This window comes from Mesorhizobium atlanticum, from assembly GCF_003289965.1.
GTDB classification, from domain to species: Bacteria; Pseudomonadota; Alphaproteobacteria; order Rhizobiales; family Rhizobiaceae; genus Mesorhizobium; species Mesorhizobium atlanticum.
The window spans coordinates 343,354-367,302 of record NZ_QMBQ01000001.1; the positions used below are offsets into that span (position 1 = coordinate 343,354).

A 23,949-nucleotide genomic window follows, 5' to 3' on the forward strand; every position below is an offset into this window, starting at 1 on the left:
TGAAACCACATGGCCGAAGTCGTCGTCCTCGAAAGCCGCGAAAGGGTGCTGGCCGGCATCCTGTTCACGGCTGCCGCCTATTTCCTGTTTTCGGCGCAGGACGCCTCGATCAAGCTGTTGGTCGCCGGCATGACGGTCTGGCAGATCATGTTCGTGCGTTCCATTACCGTGCTCCTCGCCTGCGGCGCGATCGGCGGGAAGCGGCTGTTTGCCGATACGATCGATTCGCCGATCGTCAAGCCGATGCTGGTGCGCAGCGCCTTCACGCTGGCCGCCTGGCTTTGCTACTACAACGCCGCGCGCTCGCTGCAGCTCGCCGAGCTCACCACCATCTATTACGCCGCGCCCATCATCGTCACCGTGCTGTCGGTGCTGATCCTGGGCGAGACGGTGCCGCTCTTGCGCTGGATCGCGGTGTTCATCGGCTTCGTCGGCGTCTTCATAGCCTGCGATCCGGCGCGGCTCGGCCTCTCGGTGCCGGTGCTTCTGGTGCTGGCGGCGGCGGTCCTTTGGGGCATCGCCGTTGTGCTCTTACGCAAGACGGCGCTGCAGGAGCGCACGACGATCCAGCTCGTGCTCAACAATTTCTATTTCCTGCTCTTTTCGGCCGTGCCGGCGCTGCTGTGGTGGCGCATGCCCGATTGGCGGCAGCTGCTTCTGCTCGTCAGCGTCGGGGCACTCGGCGGAGTGGCGCAATATGCGCTGTTCGAAGGCATGAAGCGCGCGCCGGTGTCGATCGTGGCGCCCTTCGAATATACCTCGCTGGTCTGGGCTTTCGCGCTGGGCTACGCCATCTGGAGCGACGTACCGCGCACGGCGGTGTTCATGGGCGCGGCGCTGATCATCGGCGCCGGCCTGCTGATCGTCGGCAACGAGGGTTTCCGCAAGCGGGAGCAGGCCTGATGACAGAGGGCTGTCAGGAGCAACCGGGTAGGCTGGCGCCATGACGGACGCGCTCGATATGCCGGAAAAGCTCGCGCCTGGCGCCGCCGACGCAGCGGCCGAGCGCACGCTCGGCATCATCCTGGTGTCGGCATCGGCCATCGCCTTCGCGCTCACCGGCGTGCTGACCAAGTCGATCCATGCCGATCCTCTGACCATCACCTGCTGGCGCGGTTTTTTCGGCTCGATCCTGATCGCGCTCTATGTGCTGTGGCGCCGGCGCCGCTCGGGCGGACACGAGAGCCTGAGATTGGGCTGGCGGGGCTGGCTATTGGCGGTCGAAGGGGCAGCGGCCAGCATCGCTTTCATCTCGGCGTTCAAATACACCTATGTCGCCAATGTCGCGGTCATCTACGCGACCTCGCCCTTCATCGCCGCACTGCTTGCCTTCCTTCTGGTGCGGGAGAAATTCCGGCTGCAGACGATGCTGGCAGCGGCCGTGTCGCTGTGCGGCGTCGCCATCATGGTGGGCGGCGGCCTCGGCAGCGGCCATCTGTTCGGCGACGGCCTGGCGCTTTTGATGACTGCCGGCAGCGCGCTTTACATGATCATGGTGCGCGCTTTTCGCGACTCGCCGGTTGTGTGGGCGGGCGCGGTCTCGGCCTTCCTGCTCTTCGTGCTCGGCTGGTTCGTCACTGATCCGCTGGCCGTCTCGACGCGCGACGTGGTGCTGCTTGCCACCTTCGGCTGTTCCTTTGCGCTGGCCTCGATCCTGTGGACGGAAGGCTCGCGGCTCATTCCGGCCGCCGAATCCGGTCTGCTGGGCTCGGCCGAAGTGCCGTTCGCCATCCTGTTTGCCCTGGTCTTCCTCGGCGAAGCCCCGCCCATGGCCAGCGTCATCGGCGGCGCCATCGTGCTTTGCGCGGTCTTTGCCCATGCCGGACGCGACTGGCTGAAGGCGAAATCGGCACGCTCGTAAAAATATTTTGCCGATCACGGAACCATCATCCGGCTCAGGCATTGTTAGGTCGACGGGTCACCCCCAAGTCCCCCCAAACCCCTCGACCCGTCCGACTAGAAGCCGACCCGCAAAAAGGTCGGCTTTTTCTTTGGGGACTTCCTGGCCGATCATGACGGCAGGGTCAGGCCGTCGCCGAGCAGTTCGGCCAGATCCCGCGCCGGGCGCGGAGCTTCGCGGCCAATCCGGATGGCGAAGTCGGCCATCGGCAAAGGCGGCAGGTCGAGATCGGCGGGCGCTTCCAGGATGCCGGAATGGGCGAAACGCCGGGTGCGCGGCGTCAGCGCGATGCCCGCATCGACCGCCGCACGAAGGCCGGCAAGGCTGGCGCTTCCGGCGGCGATACGGTAGCGGCGGCCGGCAGCGTCGAGCGCATTGAGCGCCGCCTCGCGGAAGCCGCAATAGGGATCGAGCAGCGCCAGCGGCACCGCTTCGGATCGAGCCGCCAAGCCTTTTTCCGAGCAGAGCCACAGCATTGGCTCGCTGATCACCGCCGTTTCATCCGGCGACGGGGCATGGCGCATGATGATCGCCAAGTCGATTTGGCCCGCCTGCAGCGCCGCCCCCAGCTCCAGGGAGCGGCCGACGCGCAGCTCGATCCGGACGCGCGGATGGCTGGCGGCGAAGGCTCTCAGAAGGTCCGGCAGCCCGTGGTCGGCGAAATCCTGCGTCGTGCCGATGGCGATGCGGCCGCCGGCGCGCGCGCCTTTCAGCGCCAGCCACGCCTCGGTGTGCACGGCAAGGATGCGCCGGGCATGGCCGACAAGATCCTCGCCGGCCGGCGTCAGCCCGCGCCCCCTGCCCTGGGGGATGAGCAGCGGCTCGCCGACGATCTCTTCCAGTCGCTGCATCTGCGCGGTCACCGCCGACGGCGTGCGGCCGACGGTGGAGGCGGCCTTGGCCAGCGAGCCGGCATCGACGAAGGCGAGGAAGGTTTTCAGAAGGTCGGGATCGAGCATTTCCATACTTCGATGATATCGAAGTGTTTCTTAAAAACAATTCGATTTTATCGAATTCATGCCGATGACATGATCCTCACATCGAAGGCGCGAGGCGCCCAACCCAAGGAGAGAAAATATGCCGATCATCAACATCACCGTCACCGGCAAGCCCGACGCCGAGCTGTCCGCCGCGATCGCCAAGGATATCACCGAGATCACCGCCAAGGAGCTGCGCAAGGACCCGACGATCACCGCGGTCGCGGTCAACTATATCGACCCTCAGCATTGGTTCGCCGGCGGCAAGTCGCTGGCCGAACACGGGACCAACACGTTCTGGCTGGACATCAAGGTCGTCGACGGCACCAACACCAAGCTCGAGCTCGAAGCCTATCTGAAGGCGATCTTCGAGGCTTTCGGCCGGCTGCTCGGCGGCGTGCATGTGGAAAGCTATGCCTTCGTGCATGAGGTACCGGCGGCCGCCTATGGCTATGGCGGCAAGAGCCAGGAATTCCGCTTCATCAGCGGCAGGCTGAGGGTGGCGTAGGCGCCGTCGTCTCCTTCTCCCCTTGTGGGAGAAGGAGACGCCACTGCAGCACCCCACATTGACCTTGCCCGCGCTTCCGCTACCCTCTGCACCAAAGCGGCCGCTCAAGAGCCGCGTCCTGGAGGAGACTGGGAGAGCGGCATGATCCTGACCCTGGCGCTGCTGGCGGGCCTTGTCTTTGCCTGGCTGCTGATCGCCGCGATCGAGCGGTTCCGGCTCGACCTGCGCTTCACCCAGGCGCTGCTCTATGTGCCGTTCAAGCTCGCCTATCGGATCGCCGACAATCGCATCCGCATCGCCCGCAGCGCCAAGACACCGGTCATCTATGTGGTCTCGCACCAGTCGCGCATCGAGCCGGCGCTGATGCTGTCGCTGCTGCCCGACGACACGCTGCATATCCTGGACGAAGCCTCGGCGCGCTCACCCTGGCTGGAGCCTTGGCGGGAGGTTGCCCGCACCATCGCCTTCAATGCCGAGCATGTCTTCGTCAGCCGGCGGCTGGTGCGCGTGCTGAAGGGCAAGGGACGGCTCGCCGTCTACCTGCCAGACAATGTCGAGCCGGACGTCAAATCCTTCCGGCTGTTTCGCGCCATCACCCGCATCGCCATGCAGGCCGATGCGCGCATCGTGCCGATCTTCGTTGCCGGAACGCGCGACCTGCCGGTGTCGCTGACGCCGAAGGAGAAAGCGCCCCGCCACTGGTTCCCGCGGCTTTCGGTGAGCGTGCTGGAGCCGATGACCATCGCCGAACTGGTGGCGCGCAACCCCGACATGGCCTCCAACACCAACGCGCTGTTCGACCGTTTCGCCGAGGCGCGGCTCTACGGCACCAATCTCGACCGCAGCCTGTTCCTCGCCATGCGCGACGCCGCCGATCGCGTCGGCCCATCGCATCCGATCATCGAGGACGTGATTTCGGGTTCGCTCAGCTACCGTAAGCTGTTCATCGGCGCGCGGGTGCTCGGACGCCGTTTCGAGGCGGTGACGGCGCCCGGCGAAGCGGTCGGCGTGCTCTTGCCCAACGCCAATGGCGTGGTGCTTACATTCGTCGGCCTGATCTCGGCGGCCAGGGTTGCGGCGATGATCAACTACACCGCCGGCCCGGCGAGCGTGACCGCCGCGATCCGCACAGCCGTCATCCGCACCGTGGTGTCATCGCGCGCCTTCGTCGAAAAAGCCGGCATCGACGACATCATTGCCGCGGTCGAGGCAGGCGGCGCGAAGATGCTGTGGCTGGAAGACGTACGAGCCGGCGTTACGGTGCTGGACAAGGTCGCCGCCGCGCTTTTGTGGCGCTTTCCGCTGCAGCGGCAGCAAGCCTCGAAGCCCGCAGTCATCCTGTTCACCTCCGGCTCGGAAGGCACGCCGAAGGCGGTGGTGCTGTCGAACCGCAGCCTGCTTGCCAATGTCATGCAGGCCGAGGCGCGCGTTTCCGTCTCGCCGGCCGACACCCTGCTCAACGTGCTGCCGGCTTTCCATTCCTTCGGGCTCACCGGCGGCACCATCCTGCCGCTGGTGCTGGGCATAAAGCTGTTCCTCTACCCCTCGCCGCTGCACTACAAGATCATCCCAGAGATCGCCCGCAAGGTGAAGCCGACCGTCATGTTCGGCACCGACACGTTCCTCGCCAATTATGCCCGCACCGCCAAGGACGGCGACTTCTCCAGCCTGCGCTTCGTCGTGGCCGGCGCCGAGGCGGTGAAGCCGGAGACGCGACGCATCTACCGCGACCGCTTCCAGGCCTCGATCGTCGAAGGTTTCGGGCTGACCGAGGCCGCGCCGGTGGTGGCGGTGAACACCGCCATCCACAGCCGCGACGGCACGGTCGGCCGGCCGCTTCCGGCCATCCGCCTGAAGCTGGAGCCTGTCGAAGGCATCGCCGAGGGCGGCCGGCTATGGCTCGACGGGCCGAACATGATGATGGGCTATATGAGCGCCGACCGGCCCGGCGAATTGCAGCCGCTGGAGGGCTGGCACGACACCGGCGACATCGTCTCGATCGACCGCGAGGGCTTCATCACCATCCGCGGCCGGGCAAAGCGCTTCGCCAAGATCGCCGGCGAGATGGTGTCGTTGGGCGCCGTCGAGATGCTGGTGCAGTCGCTGTGGCCGGAAGAGCGCCACGCGGCGGTGGCCGTGCCCGACAAAAGGCGCGGCGAACGTATCGTGCTGGTCACCACCGCCGACGATGCGAATGCCGAGGAGCTGCGCCAGTTCGGCAAGAAGGCGGGCGCCGCGGAGTTGATGGTGCCCAACGACATCATCAAGGTGGAAGAGATCCCGGTGCTGGGCTCGGGCAAGACGGATTACGTCTCGACCCGCAAGCTGGCGATCGACAGGTTGGGGCTGGGCGTGGCTGCGTAGCGCCCCCTAAAGCGCGTCGCGATCTTTCAGTTTCGCTCCACGCGCTCTGGGTTTTTGATTTTACGCATGTCTTTATCCCGAAACCGGTTCCCACTTTCGGGAGACATGCTTTAAGCACAACTTTCCACCGCCGCGGGCCAGCCAACACCTCTGGCCGGAACACGGTCATACTCTTCCCGATCCGCTTCGACACACGAAACATTGCTTCGGCAAAAAAATGACAAATTGGTGAGTGAACATTCACTCACCAATACAAGGAGAAGTTCCATGGCGAAAATCCTTGTCACCGGCGGGACCGGACATCTCGGCCGCGATCTGGTGCCGACACTTGCAGGGGCTGGCCATGACGTCAGGCTGCTCGCCAGAGCAGTTGGTGACGGCGGCTCCGTGGAATGGACCGTGGGTGATCTCGCAACGGGCGAAGGCATCGACCATGCTCTTCGCGGCGTCGACACGGTCATTCATGCCGCGACACTCTCGCCCATCGCCAGGCGCGGCATCAGGCCGGTTGATTTCTTCTCCAGCCCGGCAAGCGTCGATGTCGAGGGCACAAGACGTTTGCTCGCCGCGTCGCGGCGTGCCGGCGTCAGCCACTTCATCTTCGTCTCGATCGTGGGTCTCGAATTCAGCACCCTCCCCTATGCCAGGGTAAAGCTGGCGGGCGAACGACTTGTGCGAGAGTGCTCGCTGTCGTGGTCGGTCATCCGCGCGACGCCGTTCTATTACCTTCTGGGCCAGATGCTGGATGGGCTGAAATGGCTGCCGGTCTGGCCGTTACCGACCTCCCTCTCAAATCCCGTCGATACACGCGACGTCGCGACCTATCTGGCCGAAGCCGTCAGCGATGGGAAGCGCGGTATGCGTCCCGAGATCGGCGGTCCCGAGGCGATGCCGTTCGATACCTTCGCGCGGCAGTATTGCGAAGCGCTTGGTATCAAGCGCTTCATTCTGCCGTTGCCGCTCAGCCGCAAGATGAGCCGCAAAATGGGTTTGCTCGAGACCGGCGAGCGCCTTGGCGAACGGACATGGAAAGCGTGGCTTGCCGAGGGCGCGCGGACTGCAAGGGCCGCTTCCTGATCGATCCGATGTTATCGTCCGTCGCGAATCTCATCGCCACGTCCGACAAAGCCGAGGAGCAGCCATGAAGCCGCCATCAACGGGACGGGAACGAATTCTGCACGAGGCCGTTCGGCTGTTTGCCGAGCGCGGCTACGACCGCACCAGTGTTCCCGACATTCAGGAGGCCGCAGGACTCTCGCGCGGCTCCGGCGCGCTCTACAAGCACTTCCCCTCCAAGGAGGCATTGCTGAGCGCCGCGATAGAGCGGTTCGTCGGCCAGGCAAGGGATGGTCGCGCCGAACTCGGCGACATGACACTGCCGGTGGACGAGGGTTCACGGAGGCTTGTGGAAGGCATGCTGGAAAGGCTGGGGGCCAACCGTGATGTGCTGAGGATCCTTTGGCGTGATCTCGAGCATTTCCCAGAGATGAAAGCCCTGGCGCGTGGCGAGATCATGCAAAGGACATATCTCGCCGTTTCGAACTGGCTGCAGGAGAACCAGCGGCAGGGCAAGCTGCGTCCGCATGACAGCGAGGCGACCGCGGCCGTCATTGTCGGCAGCGTCGCCATGTTTCGGGTTTTCGAGGCGATCTGGGGCGAGCGGGCGATCAACATCAGCGACGAGCGCTTTGCTTCCGCCTGGAGCGATCTGCTGCTCCAGGGACTCCGGCCCGGCACTTAGAGCTGTTCAGCGTTTCACGGAATCGTCGAACCGCTCCAAGTACCTGTTTTTACGCAATTCCTGACGAAAAACCGTCATCCACTTTTCCTGGAATTGCGCTAGCCGATATCCGAAGGCGGCACCTTCTCGCCCTCGCGCATGGCCCGCTTCGAATAGGCGCGCACCGAGAACGGCAGGAAAAGCAGATATCCCGCGACCGAGGCCGTCAGCGTGTACCAGGGATAGGTCATCAGCAAGAGGATGTAGAGCACCACGCCGAGGATGACCGGCAGCACCCTGTCGCCCGGCACCTTGACGCTCTTGCCCGAATAGACCGGCAGCCGGCTAACCAGAAGGAAGGCGATAAGCACGGTGAAGCCGGTGGCGACGAAGGCGGCCGGCCGGGATGGCTCCAGCCCGAGCCGCAGGAAATAGAGATAGAGCGGCAGCATGACCAGCACCGCGCCGGCCGGGGCCGGCACGCCGACGAAATATTCGGTCTGCCACGCCGGCTGGTCGTGATCTTCGGCAAGCACGTTGAAGCGGGCAAGCCGCATGCCGCAGGCGATGGTGAACAAAAGCGCCGCGATCCAGCCCGGCGAGCCGGCGCGATCGAGCAGGAAGGCATAGAGCACCAGGGCCGGCGCCACGCCGAAATTGACGATATCGGCCAGCGAATCCATCTGCGCGCCAAATTTCGAGGTGGCCTTCAGCATGCGCGCCAGCCGCCCGTCGATGCCGTCGAGGAAGGCGGCAAGCAGCACCATGACCACCGCGATCTCGAAGCGGTTCTCGAAGGCGAAGCGGATGCCGGAGAGCCCGGCGCAGATGGCAAGCACCGTCACCAAATTGGGCAGCACCATGCGCATCGGGATCTCGCGGATGCGCGGACCGCCGCTGGCATGGGCCTCGAATTTCTTGAAGGGCGCGCCCAACGCTCAGGAAACCCTGACCAGGGGCGTGACCGCCGTACCGCCGAATTCGGCAAGCACGGTCTCGCCGCCGACCGCCGTCTGGCCGACCGCGACGCGCGGCACGGCGCCCGACGGCAGGAAGACATCGACGCGCGAGCCGAAGCGGATCAGGCCGAAACGCTCGCCGATGGCGATCGAGCCGCCGGCCTCTGCCCAGCAGACGATGCGCCGCGCCACCAGGCCGGCGATCTGGACGGCGGCGATCGTGCCGTTGGGACTGTCGATGACCAGGCCGTTGCGCTCGTTCTCGGCACTGGCCTTGTCGAGCTCGGCATTGAGGAATTTGCCGGGCTTATGCTCGATGCGCGTGATCCGCCCACGCACCGGAGCACGGTTGATGTGGCAGGAAAACACGTTCATGAACACCGAAATGCGGGTCATTTCGCCCGGGCCCAGGCCAAGCTCGCTCGGCGGCACGGCGGGGCCGACCGCCGAGATCACGCCGTCTGCCGGGCTCACGACCAGCCGGTCGTCGACCGGTGTCACCCGCTCGGGGTCGCGGTAGAAATAAACGCACCAGGCGGTGAGGGTCAGCCCGATCCAGAACAGGATCGAGGAGAAATAGCCGAGAAACAGCGTCGCCGCGGCGAAGGCGGCGATGAAGGGATAGCCTTCGCGATGGATCGGAACGAACGTATTCTTGACCGAGTCGAGAAGCGTCATAGGGCTGGGGGCGGTCCCTGTTTCAGGTTGCGCCTCAATAGCGGAAAGCCCCACTCCCCGCAACGCAACAATGGGGAAGAGCGGGAGGGCGGGCACGGCGATGATAGCCGCGACTTTCAACAAGACTGTAGGAACACGGCCATCTCATCCGTCCTAAGGCTGGACAATCCGCCCACGGAGCCAGCCAATGTCGTCATCCGGTAGCGTCAGGAAAGCCAATCTCATTGCCGAGGGCCTTGCCTTTGGCGAGTCGCCGCGCTGGCATGAGGGACGGCTGTGGCTCTGCAACTGGGGCACCGGCGAGATTGTCGCCGTGGACGAGGACGGCAATAGCGAGGTCATGCTCACGGTGCCGGCCGTCCTGCCCTATTCGATCGACTGGCTGCCGGATGGACGATTGCTCGTCGTATCCGGGCGGGAGGGGCTTCTGCTCAGGCAGGAAGCGGACGGAACGCTCGCCACCCATGCCGATCTGCGAGGGCTGTCGAAAAACCCCTGGAACGAGATCGTGGTCGATGGGCGCGGCAACATCTACGTCAATGGCGGCGGGCCGGCGCCAGCGCCGGGCGAGCATTTCGGACCGGGCACGATCGTGCTGATCACGCCGGACGGCTCGGTTCGGCAAGTGGCCGACAACATTGCCTTCGCTAATGGCATGGCCGTGACGCCGGACAACCGGACGCTGATCGTCGCCGAATCCCATGCCAGGCAACTCACGGCCTTCGACATCGGCAAGGGACGGGAGCCTGTTCAACCGGCGCGTCTGGGCCGATCTCGGCAACGATTACCCCGACGGCATCTGCATCGATGCCGAAGGCTGCGTCTGGTATGCCGATGTACCGAACCGGCACTGTGTCCGAGTGCGCGAAGGCGGCGAGAAAATCGACCAGGTCGAGGTCGATCGCGGTTGCTTTGCCTGCATGTTGGGCGGGGCCGACGGCAGGGCGCTGTTCGTCCTCGCCGCCGAATGGCGCGGATTCGAAAACATGGTGAGCGACGCCCGCACCGGTCAGGTGCTGAGCATCGCCGTATCCGCGCCGGGAGCCGGATGGCCTTCTTACACCTCCGGCACGCGCTGATAGTTGGCGATGTCGGCCTTGACGCCGAGCCGCGCGATGGTTTCCTGGGCACTGAAGGCGATGCGCTCATGCGCTGCCTTGACGATCGGCACAACCTTGTCGACGGCCTCCTGGCTTTCCCATTCTACCATGGTCACGATGTTGAACTCGCCCGGGCCGGAGAATTGTTCGAGCAGAAAATCCTGCACGAAGCCCTCCTGCCGGCGGAGCAATTCGTGCGTCATGATGACCCTGCTCAGGATTTCGTCGCGCGCCTCGGCCGGCACGACGAATTTGTCGACCCGGAACACGCTGCCGGTGCGGTGATTGTTGGTGCTCATTTCGATCTGTCTCCGATTTGGAAGGTTGCCTGGCAGGTGGCTCGGAGACGGTTTGCAAGCTCAAGATAGGTTGAGGTCAAGGGATTTTCGGCGCCTTTCCCTTCTCCCCTTGTGGGAGAAGGTGGATCGGCGCGTCAGCGCCGAGACGGATGAGGGGTGTTGGAAGGAATGAGGCGAGAAAAGAACAAATGCTTCAAGCGTTTAGTCTTGCCGCGCGGCGATCCTTCCAACTCCCCTCATCCGACCTCGCTTCGCGAGGCCACCTTCTCCCCAAGGGGAGAAGGGGAAGCCGGCGCTAGCTCACCTCCGCCGTTCTCCTGCGCACGATCACCCCAAGCTCGTCGCTCTCGCGCGCGATGCGCAGACGCTCTTCGGCTTCGGTCGCCTCGCGCTGGCGGTCCCACATCGAGGCGTAGAGGCCGTGCCTGGCGAGCAGCGCTTGATGCGTGCCGCGCTCGGCGATCTGGCCGTCCTTCAGCACGATGATCTCATCGGCTGAGATCACCGTCGACAGGCGGTGGGCGATGACGATGGTGGTGCGGCCCTTGCTGACGAGGTCCAGCGCCGCCTGGATTTCCTGCTCGGTGTGGCTGTCCAGCGCCGAGGTCGCCTCGTCCAGCATCAGGATCGGCGGCGCCTTGAGGATTGTGCGGGCGATCGCCACGCGCTGCTTTTCGCCGCCCGACAGTTTCAAGCCCCGTTCGCCGACCATCGACTTGTAGCCTTCGGGGAGCTTGTCGATGAACGGGCCGATCTGGGCGAGTTCGGCCGCCTTGCGCACCTCCTCCTCGCTGGCCCCGATGCGGCCGTAGCGGATGTTGTAGGCGATGGTGTCGTTGAACAGCACCGTGTCCTGCGGCACCATGCCGAGCACGGCGCGCAGGCTCTCCTGGGTGACGTCGCGGATGTCCTGGCCGTCGATCAGCACCTGGCCGGACTGCACGTCGTAGAAGCGGAACAGAAGCCTGGAAATGGTCGACTTGCCGGCGCCCGACGGGCCGACGATCGCCACCGTCTTGCCCGCCGGAACTTCGAAGGAGACGCCCTTCAAAATCTTGCGGTTGGGATCATAGGAGAAATGCACGTCGCGGAACTCGACCTTGCCGGGGCCGACCTTCAAAGGCTTCGCATCCGGCTTGTCGACGATCTCCTGCGGCACGTCGAGCAGGTCGAACATGTGCTCGATGTCGGTCAACCCCTGCCGGATTTCGCGATAGATGAAGCCGATGAAATTGAGCGGCACCGAAAGCTGGATCAGCATGGCGTTGATGAAGACGAAGTCGCCGACGCTCTGCGTGCCGGCCTGCACTTCCAGCGCCGACATGCACATGACGACGACGGTGCCCACACCGAAGATGAGGCCCTGGCCGAAGTTCAGCCAGCCGAGCGACGTCCAGGTCTTGGTCGCGGCGATCTCATAGCGCGCCATCGAGCGGTCGAAACGCTCGGCCTCCATCCGCTCATTGGTGAAATATTTGACCGTCTCGAAGTTGAGCAGCGAGTCGATCGCCTTGGTGTTGGCATCGGTGTCGCTGTCGTTCATGTCGCGGCGGATCGAGATGCGCCAGTCGCTCGCCTTGACCGTGAACCAGACATAGAGCCAGACGGTGGCGGCGACCACGGCGACATATTTCCAGCCATAGGTGAAGGCGAAGATGCCGGCCGTCAGCGCGAATTCGAGGATGGTCGGCGCCGTGTTCAGCATGATGAAGCGCACGATCGTCTCGATGCCTTTGGTGCCGCGCTCGATGATGCGCGACAGGCCGCCGGTGCGGCGCTCGAGATGGAAGCGCAGCGATAGCTCGTGCATGTGGACGAAGGTGCGGTAGGCGAGCTGACGCACCGCATATTGGCCGACGCGGGCAAACAACGCGTCGCGCAACTGGTTGAAGCCGAGCTGGATCAGGCGCAGCAGGTTATAGGCGATGACCAGCGCCACGGGCGCGAGCAGGAAGGACGGCAGCGGAGGCGGCGTCTTGGCGGCATGAGCCAGCGCATCCGTCGCCCATTTGAAGAAATACGGGCCGGCGACCAAAGTGAGCTTCGCGACGACCAGAAGCAGTGTCGCCCAGGTGACGCGGGCTCTGAGATCGGCGCGCTCGGCCGGCCACATATAGGGCCAGAGGTTGCGCAGGGTCGTGAGGGTGCCGGCTTCGGCGGATACGGTCTTTTCGGCCACTAGTCTTGCCTTTTGGGTGCGGGGCAGCAGGAGTTGACGAGTTCGGTGAGCAAGGCGGAGACGCCCGCGAGCGCGTTGTGATCGACCGCGTAGCGCGAGCGCTGGCGGTCGGCCTCGAAGCGGACGAGCCCGGCCTCGACCAGGATCTTCAGGTGCTGCGAAACGGTCGATTGGGCGAGGTCGAGATGGTCGACCACCTCACGGCACGAGCAGCAGGAGCTGGCCGAGAGGCGTTTCAGGATCTCGATGCGCGCCGGATGCGAGAGCGCCGCCAGGCGCAGCGCGATGGCGCGGCTGTCGGCGCAACGGCTTTCGGGGGATTCGGTCATCGTCCATCGGCGATAGACGATGGACGGTGGGAGGGCAAGCTAGGCGGATGGGTAGATTGAGGTGGGGCGCGCCCGCCATTCGCGTTCGCCATCCTGGGCGGAGCGCCGCTTCGCTTCGCTCCTTGCTCCGCCCTGGTGTGACGAAGTCGCTACTCCGTCTTCGGCGTGGTCATCTGCTCACCCATGGCCTTCAGGTCGGCATCCTCGCCTTCCTTGGACTTGGACGGCACCTTGAACACCTGGCCCGGCCAGATGCGGTCGGGATCGCGGATCTGATCCTTGTTGGCGAGATAGATTGTCGAGAAGCGCGTGCCATGGCCGTAGACGCGGCGCGAGATGCGCCAGAGCGTGTCGTTGCGGCGGATGATGACGGCCCCGTCGGCATGTTCGAGCTTCGGCGCGACCGTCTCGGCCACGTCGGCTGACGGCGTCGCCTCCGCGACCTTGGCCGGACCCTCGGCGGGCTTGCCCGCTTCGGCCGTTGCCGCCGCCTTGGCTTCCGCGGCCTGGGAGCCGGCACCCTGGACCTGTGCGAGCTTGGTCTCGGCCGGCTTGGCCTCGCCGGTCTTCGTCTCGTTCGGAGCGACGGCTGCGATCGACTCGCCGGGTTCACGCTCGAACGGCACGGCGGCGCGGGCGACGACCTTGACGCCGTCGCTGTCCAGGCCATCGACATGGATGGTGTAGTTGCCGACCGGGATGTCGCGGGTCGCTTCGATCAGGAAATGGCCGTCGGCGGAGGTCTGCGCGTCGCCAAGCAGGATGGCGTCGGCATAGGCCCGCACCTTGCGGCCGGGATCGGCCGTGCCGGCGACGAAGATCTTGCTGCCGTCGATCTCGACCGCCTCGACGGCGATCTTGGGCTCCGCCGCAGCCGGCGCGGCTGCCTGGTCCGTGGCGGCCGGCGCGGTCGTGGCCGACGCCGAGGCCGTGTCGGATGCAGCCGGCGTGGTCGTTGCCGGAGCGGTCGTTGCGGGGGCCTGGGCTGCCGGTGCCGCCGGCTTGGTCTCGGCCTGCGGCACGGTGATCAGTTGCGAGGCCTTGCCGGGCTCCTCGACCATTGCCAGCACCTGGCCGGTCGAGCTCTGCGGCACCGAGACGACGGCGGTCTGGGCCGAGGCGATGGCCGTGCCGCCAACCGTCTGGCGCAGCGTGATCGTATAGTCGCCGGGCTTCAGCGGATCGTCGAGCACGATGGCGAAGGCGCCGTCGGGGCCTGAATCGGTCGAGCCGAGCACCGTGCCGCCATTCAGGATCTCGACCTTGGCGTTGGGCGCGGCGCTGCCAGCGACGACGATCGAGCCGTTGCTTTCGACACGCACGACATCGAAGGTCGGCAGCGTCGGACCGGCCGCAGCGGCGGGCGCCGGGGCGACCGGAGCCGTCGCGTTCTTGGCCGATGCCATCGTGTTGGCGGGTGCCATGGCATTATTCGCCGGCGCCATCGTATTGGCCGGAGCCATTGTGTTGGCCGGGGCCATCGTGTTTGCTGGAGATTGCGGCACGCGCGACTCGGTGGCCGTGCTCGAGGATTCAGCCGGTTTCGCATCGGTCTGCGGAAGCGCCGCGACCTGCGCCGGTTTCTGGTTGTTGATGTATGGATCGAGCGCACCCGACCCGTAGGCGACCGCCGCGACGACGGCCACGCCGCCCGCCGCGAACAAGAACGCCTTAGAAGGATTGATAGCCATAACTTTATATTGCCCCCTTAGCCACCTAACGCCGGTCTAGCGTGTTTTCTCCAAGCTCACAAGAAAAAGCCCGCCAGCGGGCTTGACCCCGCCGACCGTCCCTATAACCAATCATCGCCATGAACACGATTCGATCCGTCTGCGTCTATTGCGGCTCGTCTCCGGGCCGCGACGAGGCCTATATCAAGGCCGGCCACACGCTTGGCCGCTCGCTTGCCAAATCCGGGTTGCGCCTCATCTATGGCGGCGGCACCAAGGGCATCATGGGCGCCGTCGCCGACGGCGCGCTCAAGGCCGGCGGCAAGGTCACCGGCATCATCCCGCGCTTCCTGGTCAACAGGGAAGCGACCGAGACAGCCCTCGACAAGCTCGACGAATTGCTGATCACCGACAACATGCACGAGCGCAAGCACAGCATGTTCGAAAAATCCGACGCCTTTGTGGCGCTGCCGGGCGGCATCGGCACGGTGGAGGAGATCGTCGAGATCATGACCTGGGCGCAGCTCGGCCATCACCGCAAGCCGATCGTCTTCGCCAACGTCAAGGGGTTCTGGGACCCGATGCTGGCGCTGATCGAGCACATGTCGGAGGAAGGCTTCATCCACACCGCGCATCGCGTGAAGCCGCTGGTGGTGAATGACCCGGAAGCGATCGTCGCCGCCATCATGGTGGCGGGCTCGTCCGTCGACGCGCCGACGGAAGGGGTGCAGTCGGTGATAGATAAGATGTAGAGTGAATAGTGAATAGTGAATAGTGAATAGTGAATAGTGAATAGTGAATAGTCGGATCACGCAACCCCGATGTCTGTCCACTACTCACTATTCACTATTCACCATTCACCGCCTTCCTCAAATCCCCAATCACCGTCCGCCGGTCATTCCTTCGCCACGCCAGATGGATCGAAACGCTGCGCTTGAACCAGGGCAGGTCGCGGAAGATCACCCCGGGAGGGGCTGCGCTTCGCAGGCTTGCCTGGACCGTGGCGAGGCCGAGACCGGCGCTGACCAGGCCGAGCGAGGTCAACGGATCGGCCGTCTCATAGGCAATATCGGGCACGAAGCCGGATTCGGCGCAGGCCGCCAGGAACTGCGCGCGGTTGGTGTCGCCGGGCTGGCGCACAACGGTGATCCAGACGCGACCGTCGAGATCGCCGGGTTGGACGTCGGCGACACCGGCGAGCGGATCGCCCTCGGGAATTGCCAGCACCAGCGGCTCGCGCCGCACCAGCACGCTTTCAAGATCGGGGTCACCTTCCAGCGCCGGCGAGTAAACGAAACCGAGATCGAGGACGCGCTGCCTCAGATCCTCGAATTGCGCCGCCGTTCGGCGGCTGCGCAGCTGCAGATGAAAATCCGGCCGTGCTCGGCGAAAATCCTTCAGCATCGCGGCAACCAGCCCGGAATGCACCGCGCCCTCGACATAGCCGATGGCAAGGCTGCCCGCGGCGCCGCTGGCGAGGTTGCGGCCGATTTCTTCCAGCCGCGCCGCGTTGGCAAGCAGCGCTCGGGCTTCGGCAAGGAAGGCCCTGCCCTCGGCATTGAGATGGACGCGCTGCTTCGCGCGCTCGAACAAAGTGACGCCGAGCTGCTCCTCGAGCTGCATGATCTGCCGGCTCAAGGGCGACTGCGAGATGTGCAGTTGCTCGGCGGCTCGGCCGACATTGCCGGCCTCGGCGACGGCGACGAAATATCTGATCTGGCGCAGGTCGAGCATCTTTCACTCCAATTCAAGTCCTGAAAGGTCTGAACTTTATCCTAATCAGTCTTGGACAGTCTGGACAGCCGGCGCGATATCTCCCCGTCAACCCAGCCACGAAGGAGACCCCCATGCAGTTCTTTGCCCTGCTCACCCGCAACACACAGAAATTCAGCGATGCCGATTTCGCGCCGTTGCTCCCGCCGGAATCCGAACAGCGCAAGACGCTCTACGTGCAAGGCGCCGTACGCCAGATCTGGAACCGCGGCGACGTTCCCGGCACGGGCATCATGTTCGAGGCGGGCGACGAGAAGGAAGTGCGCGGCCATCTCGCCACACTGCCGCTGATCGAGGCCGGCATGATGGACATTGCGGCGATTGTGCCACTCAATCCCTATCCGGGTTTTGGACCCAAGCGCTGAAGCAACAGCAGCGTTAGCTGCCGCGGCCAACCTGGCAGGGCCTATCCGCGACCGAAGAGACGGCCGAAAAGTCCCGGGCGCGTGCCGCCGTAGCGCTCGGGCAGCGGGCGAGTGAGCAGGAACTGATCCAGGCCCTCGACGGTCTCCGTGCCGCAATAGCTGCATCGGAGCGAACGGGCCAAGGGAACGATCTCCTTCAGCACGGCGCGAAATCCCTCGCCATCGATCCGCACGTCCTTCGCCATCCTGAGCTCGTGCGAGACTATCTCCATGCCAAGGAAGCGATAGCCGCGCTTTTCGAGAGCGGCGCGCAGCTTTGCCAGAGACGGCTCAGCGCCCCGGAACTCGAAGCGCGTCGGCCGGATGCGGGCGTCCGCCGCGACTTCCAGTCCGAGATCGCCTATCGCTTCAGTCGGAAGAATGAGCGGCGCCAGCGCGGCAAGCGAATGCCGTTCCACGGCGAGCGGAAAGGCCAGCGCCTCGGCGACCCTGCCGGCTATCTGTTCGAAACCGGCGATGTCTTCGCTCGTAAAGTAGAAATCGCGGCGGCCCTCGCCATGCTGCTCGGCGATATAACAGGCGGGGCAGTTCGCGGCGACCAGATCCTCGCAGAGCTTTTCGAGGAAAGCATAGTTACGCTGCGACCCTTTGGGCGTCAGCAGCCCATCGCGCGGCATCACTTCGTTTCCGCGCGGCGTGATCTTCAGGCGCAGGATCGGCAGCGATGCGGCGGCGCGCATCAGCGCCATGTTCACCCTTGTATGGATGAAAAGCTCGCCGCCATCGGGGCGGTAGCGCACGAGGCCGCGATGCGGTTCCGCCTCGCGGATGACTTCTTCCGTCTCCTCGTTTGAGACCTGTTCGCCGGTGACCGGAAATTGCAGCAAGGTCATGCGATCGCCCCCAATCGCGTTGATCGGGCCATCCTGCCAGTTTGTTGGGCCGGAGCCTAGTGGCCTACGGCCAGGCATCCTGCATCGCGTTCACCGACAGCCATGCCATCATCGGCAACGCGACCAGCAGCGCCAGCCGCAGCCCCGCCGAGCGCGCCTGGTCGGGCTCCTGACGCTGAAACCGGCGCCAGATCTGAAATGCAGCGGCCAAGATGAGCAGCGCATAGAAGCCGGCCAGCAACCACAGCGCCGTTTGGCCGGATATCGCGATGCCGTTGTTCTCGAGCACCTTGCCGATCAGCATGGCCGGCCCGGCGACGAAGAAGGCGATAGTGATGCCGAACAGAAAGCCGATCATCGCGCCTGGAAAGGACGTCGCCGACAGCGCGACGAGGACCGCCAGCAGGATCAGCAGAGTGATGAACGCTCGCTGGCTCATGGCCACAATCCCCGATCGGATGCCACGCAATGTACGGGTTCGGCCTTAATTGTGCGTAACGGCAACGACTATCCGCCAGTCTAGCGCCGCTCCGGCAGCATCCGCAGAACAAAGCCGACCATCAGCCCGAGAATGAAGCCGAGCGGGCCTGTGATGAAGATGCCAAGCAGCGGACCCTGATTTGCTTCCGGCGTGAAGATGACCGGACCGACGAAACCGCCGAGAAAGCCGATCGCACCCAGGATGGCACCCCATTTAAGCATTGGCCCCTCCGTCCGCTCGGATAGATCAGCAGATTCTCGCGCCGGAACAAAGCCCGCGCATTAGCGTTGCCTCCCACAACAAAATTTTGGAGATCGTCATGCTGCGAGGCGGATTGCTTTGGCTTATCGGGATTCCTTTGCCCGTCATCCTTATTCTTTGGCTGCTCGGTTATCTGCATTAGCCGTCACAAACGCAGGCCGGAACAACACGAAGGTCCGGCCTGTCGCGGCTCAGGCTGCGCCCGTAAGCTCAACGGCCGTGCGGACGCGGGCGAGCACCTCGCTCAACATGTCGTGCATGGCCTTGCGGGCTCTTGCCGAGTCACCGGCCTCTATCGCTTTCAGCACCTTGCCATGCGCGTCGAGGTCGCCCACCTGATGGCCGAACAGCGCGTTGGTGGTCGGCACGCTATATTGCAGCGCCGTGTGGATCAGCGCCGAGAGCGGCAGGAAGAAGCGGTTGCCGGTGGCGGCAAGCACCGCTTCATGGAAAGCGGCGTCCGACAGGACCGGATCGCCCTGGCCGGAGGAGGCGGCGCGCATCGCCTCGAAGGCCTCGCGGATGGCGGCGATCTCGTCCGCGTTGTTGCGGCTCGCGGCAAGCGCCGCCGCCTCGCATTCGAAGCCCAGGCGCACCTCCAGGAGCTCGGTGATGAAATGGCGCGGCGTCGCGCTTTCGCGCAGCCAGCCCAACACCGAAGGGTCCAAAAAATTCCAGTCCTTCAGCGGACGGATGCGCGAGCCACGCCGCGGGCGGGTGACCAGCAGGCCCTTGGCCCACAGGATCTTCACCGCTTCGCGGGCGGCACTGCGGCTGGCGCGGAAGCGGGCGCAGATCTCCTCCTCGCCAATCAAGGTCGCGCCGGGGGGAAACAGCCCGCCGAGAATCTCGCGGCCGAGGATGTTGGCTATCTCGTCCGTCACCGACGAGGTCTGGTTGCCTGCCATTTGTCCCGGCCCATTTCAGAGTCTGCCAGCCCAGCGATGAACGGTCAGGTTGATACCTCACCAAACCAGTGGTTGTCCATATCATCTGATTTGTCAGATAAATAATTGGAACGGCCACGGTTTTCCTGCTAGCTGTGGCAGCGGAAATCCGGGCGAAACAGCGGAGAGCCGGTTTGTCGCCAACATCCTCCATGCGTGCCGTGGTGCTGCGCCGGCCGCTCGACCTCGACGTCGAGGAGCGCGCGACGCCGGAGCCCGGCCCAAGCGAGGTGCTGGTGCGCATTGCCCGCGGCGGTATCTGCGGCTCCGACCTGCATTATTTCCGCCATGGCGGCTTCGGCACCGTGCGCATGAAGGAGCCGATGATCCTCGGCCATGAGATCGCCGGCCATGTCGAGGCGCTGGGCGCCGGCGTCTCCGGGCCGGCGGTGGGCACGGCGGTCGCCGTCAATCCCGCCAACCCGTGTGGTTCCTGCGCCTTCTGCCGGGCCGGACAGCCGATCCATTGCGTCGACATGCGCTTCCTGGGGTCTGCGATGCGCACGCCGCATGTGCAGGGCGGCTTTGCCGAACATGTCGTCTGCCGCGCCGATAATGCCGTGCCGCTGGCGAAGGACTCCGACCCCACGGCCGGCGCTTTCGCCGAGCCTCTCGCTGTGACGCTGCATGCGGTCGACCAGGCGCCGGTCTATGGCAGTCGCGTGCTGATCATGGGCGCCGGGCCGATCGGGACACTGCTGGTGCTGGCCGCGCGCTTTGCCGGCGCGCGCGAAATCGTCGTCACCGACGTGCAGGACAGGCCGCTGCGATACGCCGCCAAGGTCGGTGCCGACCGCACCATCAACGTCGCCTCCAATGCCGAAGCGATGGACGGCTACGCCGCCAACAAGGGGTATTTCGACGTCGTCTTCGAGGCCGCCGGCCAGGGCGCGACAGTGGCCAGCGCCTTGCCTATCATCAAGCCCCGCGGCACGCTGGTAGCCGTCGGCCAGGGCGCGACGGCGGAACTCTCGATGTCAATGATCGTCACCAAGGAGATCCAGGTGAAGGGCAGCTTCCGCTTCGACACGGAATTCGCGCTTGCGGTCGACCTGATCGGCTCTGGCCGCATCGACGTCGCGCCGCTGCTCAGCAACACGCTGCCCCTCGCCGAGGCGCGAAAAGCCTTCGATCTGGCCAGCGACAAATCGCAATCGATGAAGGTGCAAATTGCGTTCGACTGATTATCTCGGCCGTCTCTTCGGCCTGGAAGGCAGGCATGCCTTCGTCACCGGCGCCAGCCGCGGGCTGGGGTTTGCCTTCGCGGAGGCGCTGGCCGCGGCCGGCGCGCGCGTCACGCTCGGCGGCCGCAAGATGGAGGAACTGAAGGCTGCCGGCGACAGGCTGCGTGCCGAAGGCCACACGGTCGCGGAATCCGTGATCGACGTCACCGACACCCAGTCGGTCGATGCGGCAATCGCGGCTTCGGAATCCGGCACCGGGCCGATCGATATCCTGGTCAACAATGCCGGCATCCAGCGCCGCGCGCCGCTCGAAACTTTTTCCGATGCCGACTGGGACGCGCTGATGGCGACCAATCTCGATGGCGTGTTCAAAGTGAGCCGCGCCGTGGTGAAGGGCATGATCCAACGCCGCAAGGGCGTCATCATCAACGTCTCCTCGGTGCAGAGCGCGCTGGCCCGCCCCTCGATCGCGCCCTACGCGGCGAGCAAGGGGGCGATCACCATGCTGACCAAGTCGATGGCCGGCGAATGGGGCCAGCACGGCGTGCGCGTCAACGCCATCGCGCCCGGCTATTTCAAGACCGAGATGAATGCAGCTTTGGTCGCCGACGAGAAATTTTCGAGCTGGCTTACCGGCCGCACGCCGATGCGGCGCTGGGGCGATGTCGAGGAACTGGCGGGCGCCGCCGTGTTCCTGGCGTCGGATGCGGCGAGTTTTATCACCGGACAGACGCTGCTGGTGGATGGCGGCATCACGAGCGTTTTGTAGCGGCCCTCACCCAGCCTCCCAGGTCACGTCCGCCGGCATGCTGTGTTCCAGCACGAGGTCGACATTGGGCATGTCGTTGCCGCGCACCTTGGCGACGGCATATTCATCCGGGTAGCTCAGGTCGGTCCAGCGCTTGAGCAGCCTTCGTTCGAGCTCGGCGCGCGGCGCGGTGAGGAAGACCGTCAGATCGAACAGCCGGGCAAGGCCGGACCAGGGCGCGCGGTCGAGCAGGAGGTAATTGCCCTCGACGATGACGTAGCGGGTCGCCGGCACGATCAGCCTGGCGCCGGCGCGCGACAGGTCGAGCGGCCGGTCGAAAGTGGGCACTGCGACGCTTGCCGTGCTGTCGCGCACCCGCCGCAGGGTGAGCTCGAAATTGTCGAAGTCGAAGGTCTGCGGCGCGCCCTTGCGCTGGCGCAGGCCGAGCTGGTCGAGCACGGCATTGTCATAATGGAAGCCGTCCATCGGCAGGATTTCGGCGCCCTCGCCGGCGAGCGCGGTTCGCAGCCGTTCCGAGATGGACGATTTGCCTGCAGCCGGCGGGCCGGCGATGGCGATCATGGTGCGCGCAGCACCGGCCTCTGTCGCAAGGATGCGCGAGACGAGATCATTCCAGTCGCTCATGGTCGGTCCTTGGGCCTTGGCCTTTTGCAAAATGAAAAGGGTTTGACCAGTGCCGCCTCGCCAAGCCGGTCGAGCTGGCGATGCCCGGAGGGAGCGCCGGGCGGCGGCACTGGTCAAAGCGGTGAGAGTCAGTCGCCCGATATCCAGCGGATGATGTTGCCCATCAGCCGGCCGTAGAGCGGCCATGCGAGGAAATCCTGCGACAGCCAGTGCGGTCCGATGTCGGTCGTCCAGGCGGCGCTCCGGCCCTTGCCAAGCTCGCGCACCGAAAGCAGCGGCCAGTCGGCGCCGCGATAGTGGCAGGAGGCGAGAAGCCGGGAGGAGCCGTCACGGCGGAAGTCGGTCTTGTTCATTCCGAGGATCGGCGGCAGCGGCCCCTCGATGCCGGCAAGGATCGGATGCGACGCCTGAAGAATGGAAGCCTGCAAGCCCTGCGGCACTTCCAGCCCGTCGCTGAACGGCAAGCAGCGCACCGGCAGCACATCCTCCACCGGCGTGTCGTGGAAGCGGGCGGTGCCGAACATGCCCTGGAAGCCCATATAGCCGCCGGCCAGCATCAGACCGCCGCCGCCCTCGACATAGGCTTTCAGCAGGTCGAGGCGATTGACGCCGACACGTCCGGCGCGCGCCTCGGGCGTGACCAGCAGGCTCAGCGCGCCGACATCGGAAATCACCACCGCCTTGTAGGGCGCAAGCGCTTCGAGGTCGTAGGGGAACTCGGCCGGGCAGCGTTCGCCGCCGACCTGGGTGACCGAGATGCCCTCGGCCGCCAGAGCGGCGTTGAACGCGGCGGCGCCATTGACATAGGCGGCGCTCGTCAGCACCTCGGCGCCGGAAGCCACCGATGTCGTGGCCGAAAAGGTTTCCCCCGCAAGCAGGATCTTCATGCCTCACCGTCCGGTCGACTGAGAAAGGGACGGCGGGCGCCTGGCGCGCCCGCCGAGTTTTGCAGGTTCAGAACTTGAACTCGGCCAGGTTCTCCGGCGTCACGATCTTGGCCGGACCGAGCACCAGTTCGCCGCCGGCGCCGATCGTGTATTCGCCGAGACGGCCGGCCTTGAACTTCTCGCCTTCCTTGCCGGTGATCTTGCATTGCGCCAGCGCCTGGGCGGTCTGGTAGGTCAGGTAGCCGAGATCGGAGACATTCCACCAGATATCCTGGGCGGAGCCGTCCTTGATGTATTTCGAGATCAGCGTCGCCGGCGCCAGGCCCGTCAGCTTGACCTTGCCCATCAGGCCGGCTTCCTCCAGCGCGCGCGCCGCGGCCGGCAGGCCGATGCCAGCCGGAACGATGATCGCCTTGAGGTCCGGGAAGGCCTGGACGAGCGCCAGCGCCTGCTGCTGGTTGACCTGCTCGCTTTCCTCGCCATAGGCGACCTGCACCAGCTTCATCTTCGAAAATTTCGGCTCGGCCGCCATCTTCTTCTTCATGAAGTCGATCCAGGCGTTCTGGTTGGTGGCCGTCGGCGTCGATGACAGGATGGCGAAGTCGCCCTCGCCGCCCATCAGATTGTAGGCGCTTTCCAGCATCATCTCGGCCAGGCTGTCGCCCTTGGCCTGATTGGCGAAGACGGCGCGGGCGTCGCCGGCGACGTCGGAATCGTAGGACACCACCTTGACGCCCTGCTGCGCGGCGCGCTTCAGCGCCGGCGCGACCGCGTTGGCGTCATTGGCCGAGATAGCGATGACACCGACCTTCTGCGTGACAAGGCTGTTGATGAAATCGATCTGCGCCTCGGCAGTCGCCTGCGAGGGCGCGACCTGGATGGCCTTGCCGCCGATCTCCTTGGCTGCCTCTTCCGCGCCCTGCTGGGCGACCTTGAAATAGGGATCGGTGTCAAGCTTGGGCAGGAAGCCGACAGTCACCGGCTCCTTGGCGCATTCGTCGGCAAGGGCCAACGAGGCAGGGGCAAGCAGAACCGCGGATGCAAGCAGGCCTAGTCGAAACGCTTTCATTGTACACTCCTCC

25 protein-coding genes and 1 pseudogene are annotated in these 23,949 nt (G+C 65.0%); 11 read left to right on the top strand and 15 right to left on the bottom strand.

Annotation, left to right across the window (positions count from 1 at the left end):
- The first annotated feature begins 9 nt into the window (after nt 1-9).
- Nucleotides 10-903: a DMT family transporter gene (locus DPM35_RS01995; RefSeq protein WP_112125649.1), complete on the top strand. Its 894-nt coding sequence runs from the start codon at nt 10-12 to the stop codon at nt 901-903.
- 40 nt (nt 904-943) lie between these two features.
- A complete protein-coding gene (locus tag DPM35_RS02000; protein ID WP_245431398.1) occupies nt 944-1,861 on the top strand; it encodes a DMT family transporter in 918 nt (305 codons plus the stop codon).
- Nucleotides 1,862-2,010: 149 nt separating this feature from the next.
- Here the strand turns inward: DPM35_RS02000 and DPM35_RS02005 are convergent, their stop codons facing one another.
- Nucleotides 2,011-2,865 (bottom strand): LysR substrate-binding domain-containing protein, encoded by an 855-nt coding sequence (locus tag DPM35_RS02005; RefSeq protein WP_112125650.1) that lies wholly within the window; start codon nt 2,863-2,865, stop codon nt 2,011-2,013.
- A gap of 112 nt (nt 2,866-2,977) precedes the next feature.
- Between DPM35_RS02005 and DPM35_RS02010 the strand changes: the two genes are divergently transcribed.
- The 4 genes from DPM35_RS02010 to DPM35_RS02025 all read left to right on the top strand — a co-directional run bounded on the left by DPM35_RS02010 (nt 2,978) and on the right by DPM35_RS02025 (nt 7,490).
- Nucleotides 2,978-3,385: a tautomerase family protein gene (locus DPM35_RS02010; RefSeq protein WP_112125651.1), complete on the top strand. Its 408-nt coding sequence runs from the start codon at nt 2,978-2,980 to the stop codon at nt 3,383-3,385.
- 141 nt (nt 3,386-3,526) lie between these two features.
- Nucleotides 3,527-5,749, top strand: coding sequence for an AMP-binding protein (locus tag DPM35_RS02015; protein WP_112125652.1), 2,223 nt, complete (start codon nt 3,527-3,529; stop codon nt 5,747-5,749).
- Nucleotides 5,750-6,016: 267 nt separating this feature from the next.
- Nucleotides 6,017-6,826, top strand: coding sequence for an SDR family oxidoreductase (locus tag DPM35_RS02020; protein WP_112125653.1), 810 nt, complete (start codon nt 6,017-6,019; stop codon nt 6,824-6,826).
- 64 nt (nt 6,827-6,890) lie between these two features.
- Nucleotides 6,891-7,490 (top strand): TetR/AcrR family transcriptional regulator, encoded by a 600-nt coding sequence (locus tag DPM35_RS02025; RefSeq protein WP_112125654.1) that lies wholly within the window; start codon nt 6,891-6,893, stop codon nt 7,488-7,490.
- 98 nt (nt 7,491-7,588) lie between these two features.
- Here the strand turns inward: DPM35_RS02025 and DPM35_RS02030 are convergent, their stop codons facing one another.
- Both DPM35_RS02030 and DPM35_RS02035 read right to left on the bottom strand, forming a co-directional pair.
- A complete protein-coding gene (locus tag DPM35_RS02030; RefSeq protein ID WP_041008341.1) occupies nt 7,589-8,404 on the bottom strand; it encodes a CDP-alcohol phosphatidyltransferase family protein in 816 nt (271 codons plus the stop codon).
- 3 nt (nt 8,405-8,407) lie between these two features.
- Complete coding sequence (locus DPM35_RS02035) at nt 8,408-9,145, bottom strand: phosphatidylserine decarboxylase (RefSeq protein ID WP_281004565.1); 738 nt, start codon at nt 9,143-9,145, stop codon at nt 8,408-8,410.
- Between the two features lie 148 nt (nt 9,146-9,293).
- On the opposite strand from DPM35_RS02035, the pseudogene DPM35_RS02040 reads away from it, so the two are divergent.
- Nucleotides 9,294-10,185, top strand: a pseudogene (locus tag DPM35_RS02040) (SMP-30/gluconolactonase/LRE family protein).
- On the opposite strand, the gene DPM35_RS02045 reads toward DPM35_RS02040, so the two are convergent.
- The 4 genes from DPM35_RS02045 to DPM35_RS02060 form a co-directional block, all read right to left on the bottom strand.
- Complete coding sequence (locus tag DPM35_RS02045) at nt 10,164-10,505, bottom strand: antibiotic biosynthesis monooxygenase family protein (protein WP_112125656.1); 342 nt, start codon at nt 10,503-10,505, stop codon at nt 10,164-10,166. The pseudogene DPM35_RS02040 and the gene DPM35_RS02045 overlap by 22 nt on opposite strands.
- 295 nt (nt 10,506-10,800) lie before the next feature.
- The gene (locus tag DPM35_RS02050; RefSeq protein ID WP_112125657.1) at nt 10,801-12,684 is read right to left on the bottom strand and encodes an ABCB family ABC transporter ATP-binding protein/permease; all 1,884 of its coding nucleotides are present in this window, start codon (nt 12,682-12,684) and stop codon (nt 10,801-10,803) included.
- Nucleotides 12,684-13,013 (bottom strand): ArsR/SmtB family transcription factor, encoded by a 330-nt coding sequence (locus tag DPM35_RS02055; RefSeq protein ID WP_112125658.1) that lies wholly within the window; start codon nt 13,011-13,013, stop codon nt 12,684-12,686. Before DPM35_RS02055 ends, DPM35_RS02050 begins: the two co-directional genes overlap by 1 nt.
- A 149-nt stretch (nt 13,014-13,162) precedes the next feature.
- Nucleotides 13,163-14,704 carry a LysM peptidoglycan-binding domain-containing protein gene (locus DPM35_RS02060; protein WP_112125659.1) on the bottom strand — a complete coding sequence of 514 codons (1,542 nt, stop codon included), beginning with the start codon at nt 14,702-14,704 and terminating at the stop codon, nt 13,163-13,165.
- Nucleotides 14,705-14,823: 119 nt separating this feature from the next.
- Between DPM35_RS02060 and DPM35_RS02065 the strand changes: the two genes are divergently transcribed.
- Entirely contained in the window at nt 14,824-15,435 is a 612-nt protein-coding gene (locus DPM35_RS02065; protein WP_112125660.1) for an LOG family protein, read from the top strand.
- A gap of 94 nt (nt 15,436-15,529) precedes the next feature.
- Here the strand turns inward: DPM35_RS02065 and DPM35_RS02070 are convergent, their stop codons facing one another.
- The gene (locus DPM35_RS02070; RefSeq protein WP_112125661.1) at nt 15,530-16,417 is read right to left on the bottom strand and encodes a LysR family transcriptional regulator; all 888 of its coding nucleotides are present in this window, start codon (nt 16,415-16,417) and stop codon (nt 15,530-15,532) included.
- A gap of 113 nt (nt 16,418-16,530) precedes the next feature.
- Here DPM35_RS02070 and DPM35_RS02075 point away from each other — a divergent pair, with 113 nt between their 5' ends.
- Complete coding sequence (locus DPM35_RS02075) at nt 16,531-16,821, top strand: muconolactone Delta-isomerase family protein (protein WP_112125662.1); 291 nt, start codon at nt 16,531-16,533, stop codon at nt 16,819-16,821.
- Between the two features lie 41 nt (nt 16,822-16,862).
- Here the strand turns inward: DPM35_RS02075 and DPM35_RS02080 are convergent, their stop codons facing one another.
- The 4 genes from DPM35_RS02080 to DPM35_RS02095 all read right to left on the bottom strand — a co-directional run bounded on the left by DPM35_RS02080 (nt 16,863) and on the right by DPM35_RS02095 (nt 19,364).
- Nucleotides 16,863-17,714 carry a hypothetical protein gene (locus DPM35_RS02080; RefSeq protein ID WP_112125663.1) on the bottom strand — a complete coding sequence of 284 codons (852 nt, stop codon included), beginning with the start codon at nt 17,712-17,714 and terminating at the stop codon, nt 16,863-16,865.
- Nucleotides 17,715-17,778: 64 nt separating this feature from the next.
- Nucleotides 17,779-18,159, bottom strand: a complete 381-nt coding sequence (locus DPM35_RS02085; protein WP_146767910.1) for a hypothetical protein — start codon at nt 18,157-18,159, stop codon at nt 17,779-17,781.
- A gap of 74 nt (nt 18,160-18,233) precedes the next feature.
- Nucleotides 18,234-18,416: a hypothetical protein gene (locus DPM35_RS02090; protein ID WP_112125665.1), complete on the bottom strand. Its 183-nt coding sequence runs from the start codon at nt 18,414-18,416 to the stop codon at nt 18,234-18,236.
- A 231-nt stretch (nt 18,417-18,647) separates the two neighbouring features.
- Entirely contained in the window at nt 18,648-19,364 is a 717-nt protein-coding gene (locus DPM35_RS02095) for a FadR/GntR family transcriptional regulator (RefSeq protein ID WP_112125666.1), read from the bottom strand.
- Between the two features lie 191 nt (nt 19,365-19,555).
- On the opposite strand from DPM35_RS02095, the gene DPM35_RS02100 reads away from it, so the two are divergent.
- Both DPM35_RS02100 and DPM35_RS02105 read left to right on the top strand, forming a co-directional pair.
- Nucleotides 19,556-20,587: an L-idonate 5-dehydrogenase gene (locus DPM35_RS02100; protein ID WP_112125667.1), complete on the top strand. Its 1,032-nt coding sequence runs from the start codon at nt 19,556-19,558 to the stop codon at nt 20,585-20,587.
- On the top strand, nt 20,574-21,356 hold the full coding sequence (locus DPM35_RS02105) for a glucose 1-dehydrogenase (protein WP_112125668.1): 783 nt from the start codon (nt 20,574-20,576) through the stop codon (nt 21,354-21,356). Before DPM35_RS02100 ends, DPM35_RS02105 begins: the two co-directional genes overlap by 14 nt.
- 6 nt (nt 21,357-21,362) lie before the next feature.
- Here DPM35_RS02105 and DPM35_RS02110 read toward each other — a convergent pair whose 3' ends face one another.
- The 3 genes from DPM35_RS02110 to DPM35_RS02120 form a co-directional block, all read right to left on the bottom strand.
- Nucleotides 21,363-21,980 carry a nucleoside/nucleotide kinase family protein gene (locus DPM35_RS02110; protein ID WP_112125669.1) on the bottom strand — a complete coding sequence of 206 codons (618 nt, stop codon included), beginning with the start codon at nt 21,978-21,980 and terminating at the stop codon, nt 21,363-21,365.
- Between the two features lie 128 nt (nt 21,981-22,108).
- The gene (locus DPM35_RS02115) at nt 22,109-22,867 is read right to left on the bottom strand and encodes a glutamine amidotransferase (protein WP_112125670.1); all 759 of its coding nucleotides are present in this window, start codon (nt 22,865-22,867) and stop codon (nt 22,109-22,111) included.
- A gap of 67 nt (nt 22,868-22,934) precedes the next feature.
- Nucleotides 22,935-23,936 (bottom strand): rhamnose ABC transporter substrate-binding protein, encoded by a 1,002-nt coding sequence (locus tag DPM35_RS02120; protein ID WP_112125671.1) that lies wholly within the window; start codon nt 23,934-23,936, stop codon nt 22,935-22,937.
- Nucleotides 23,937-23,949 lie beyond the last annotated feature (13 nt).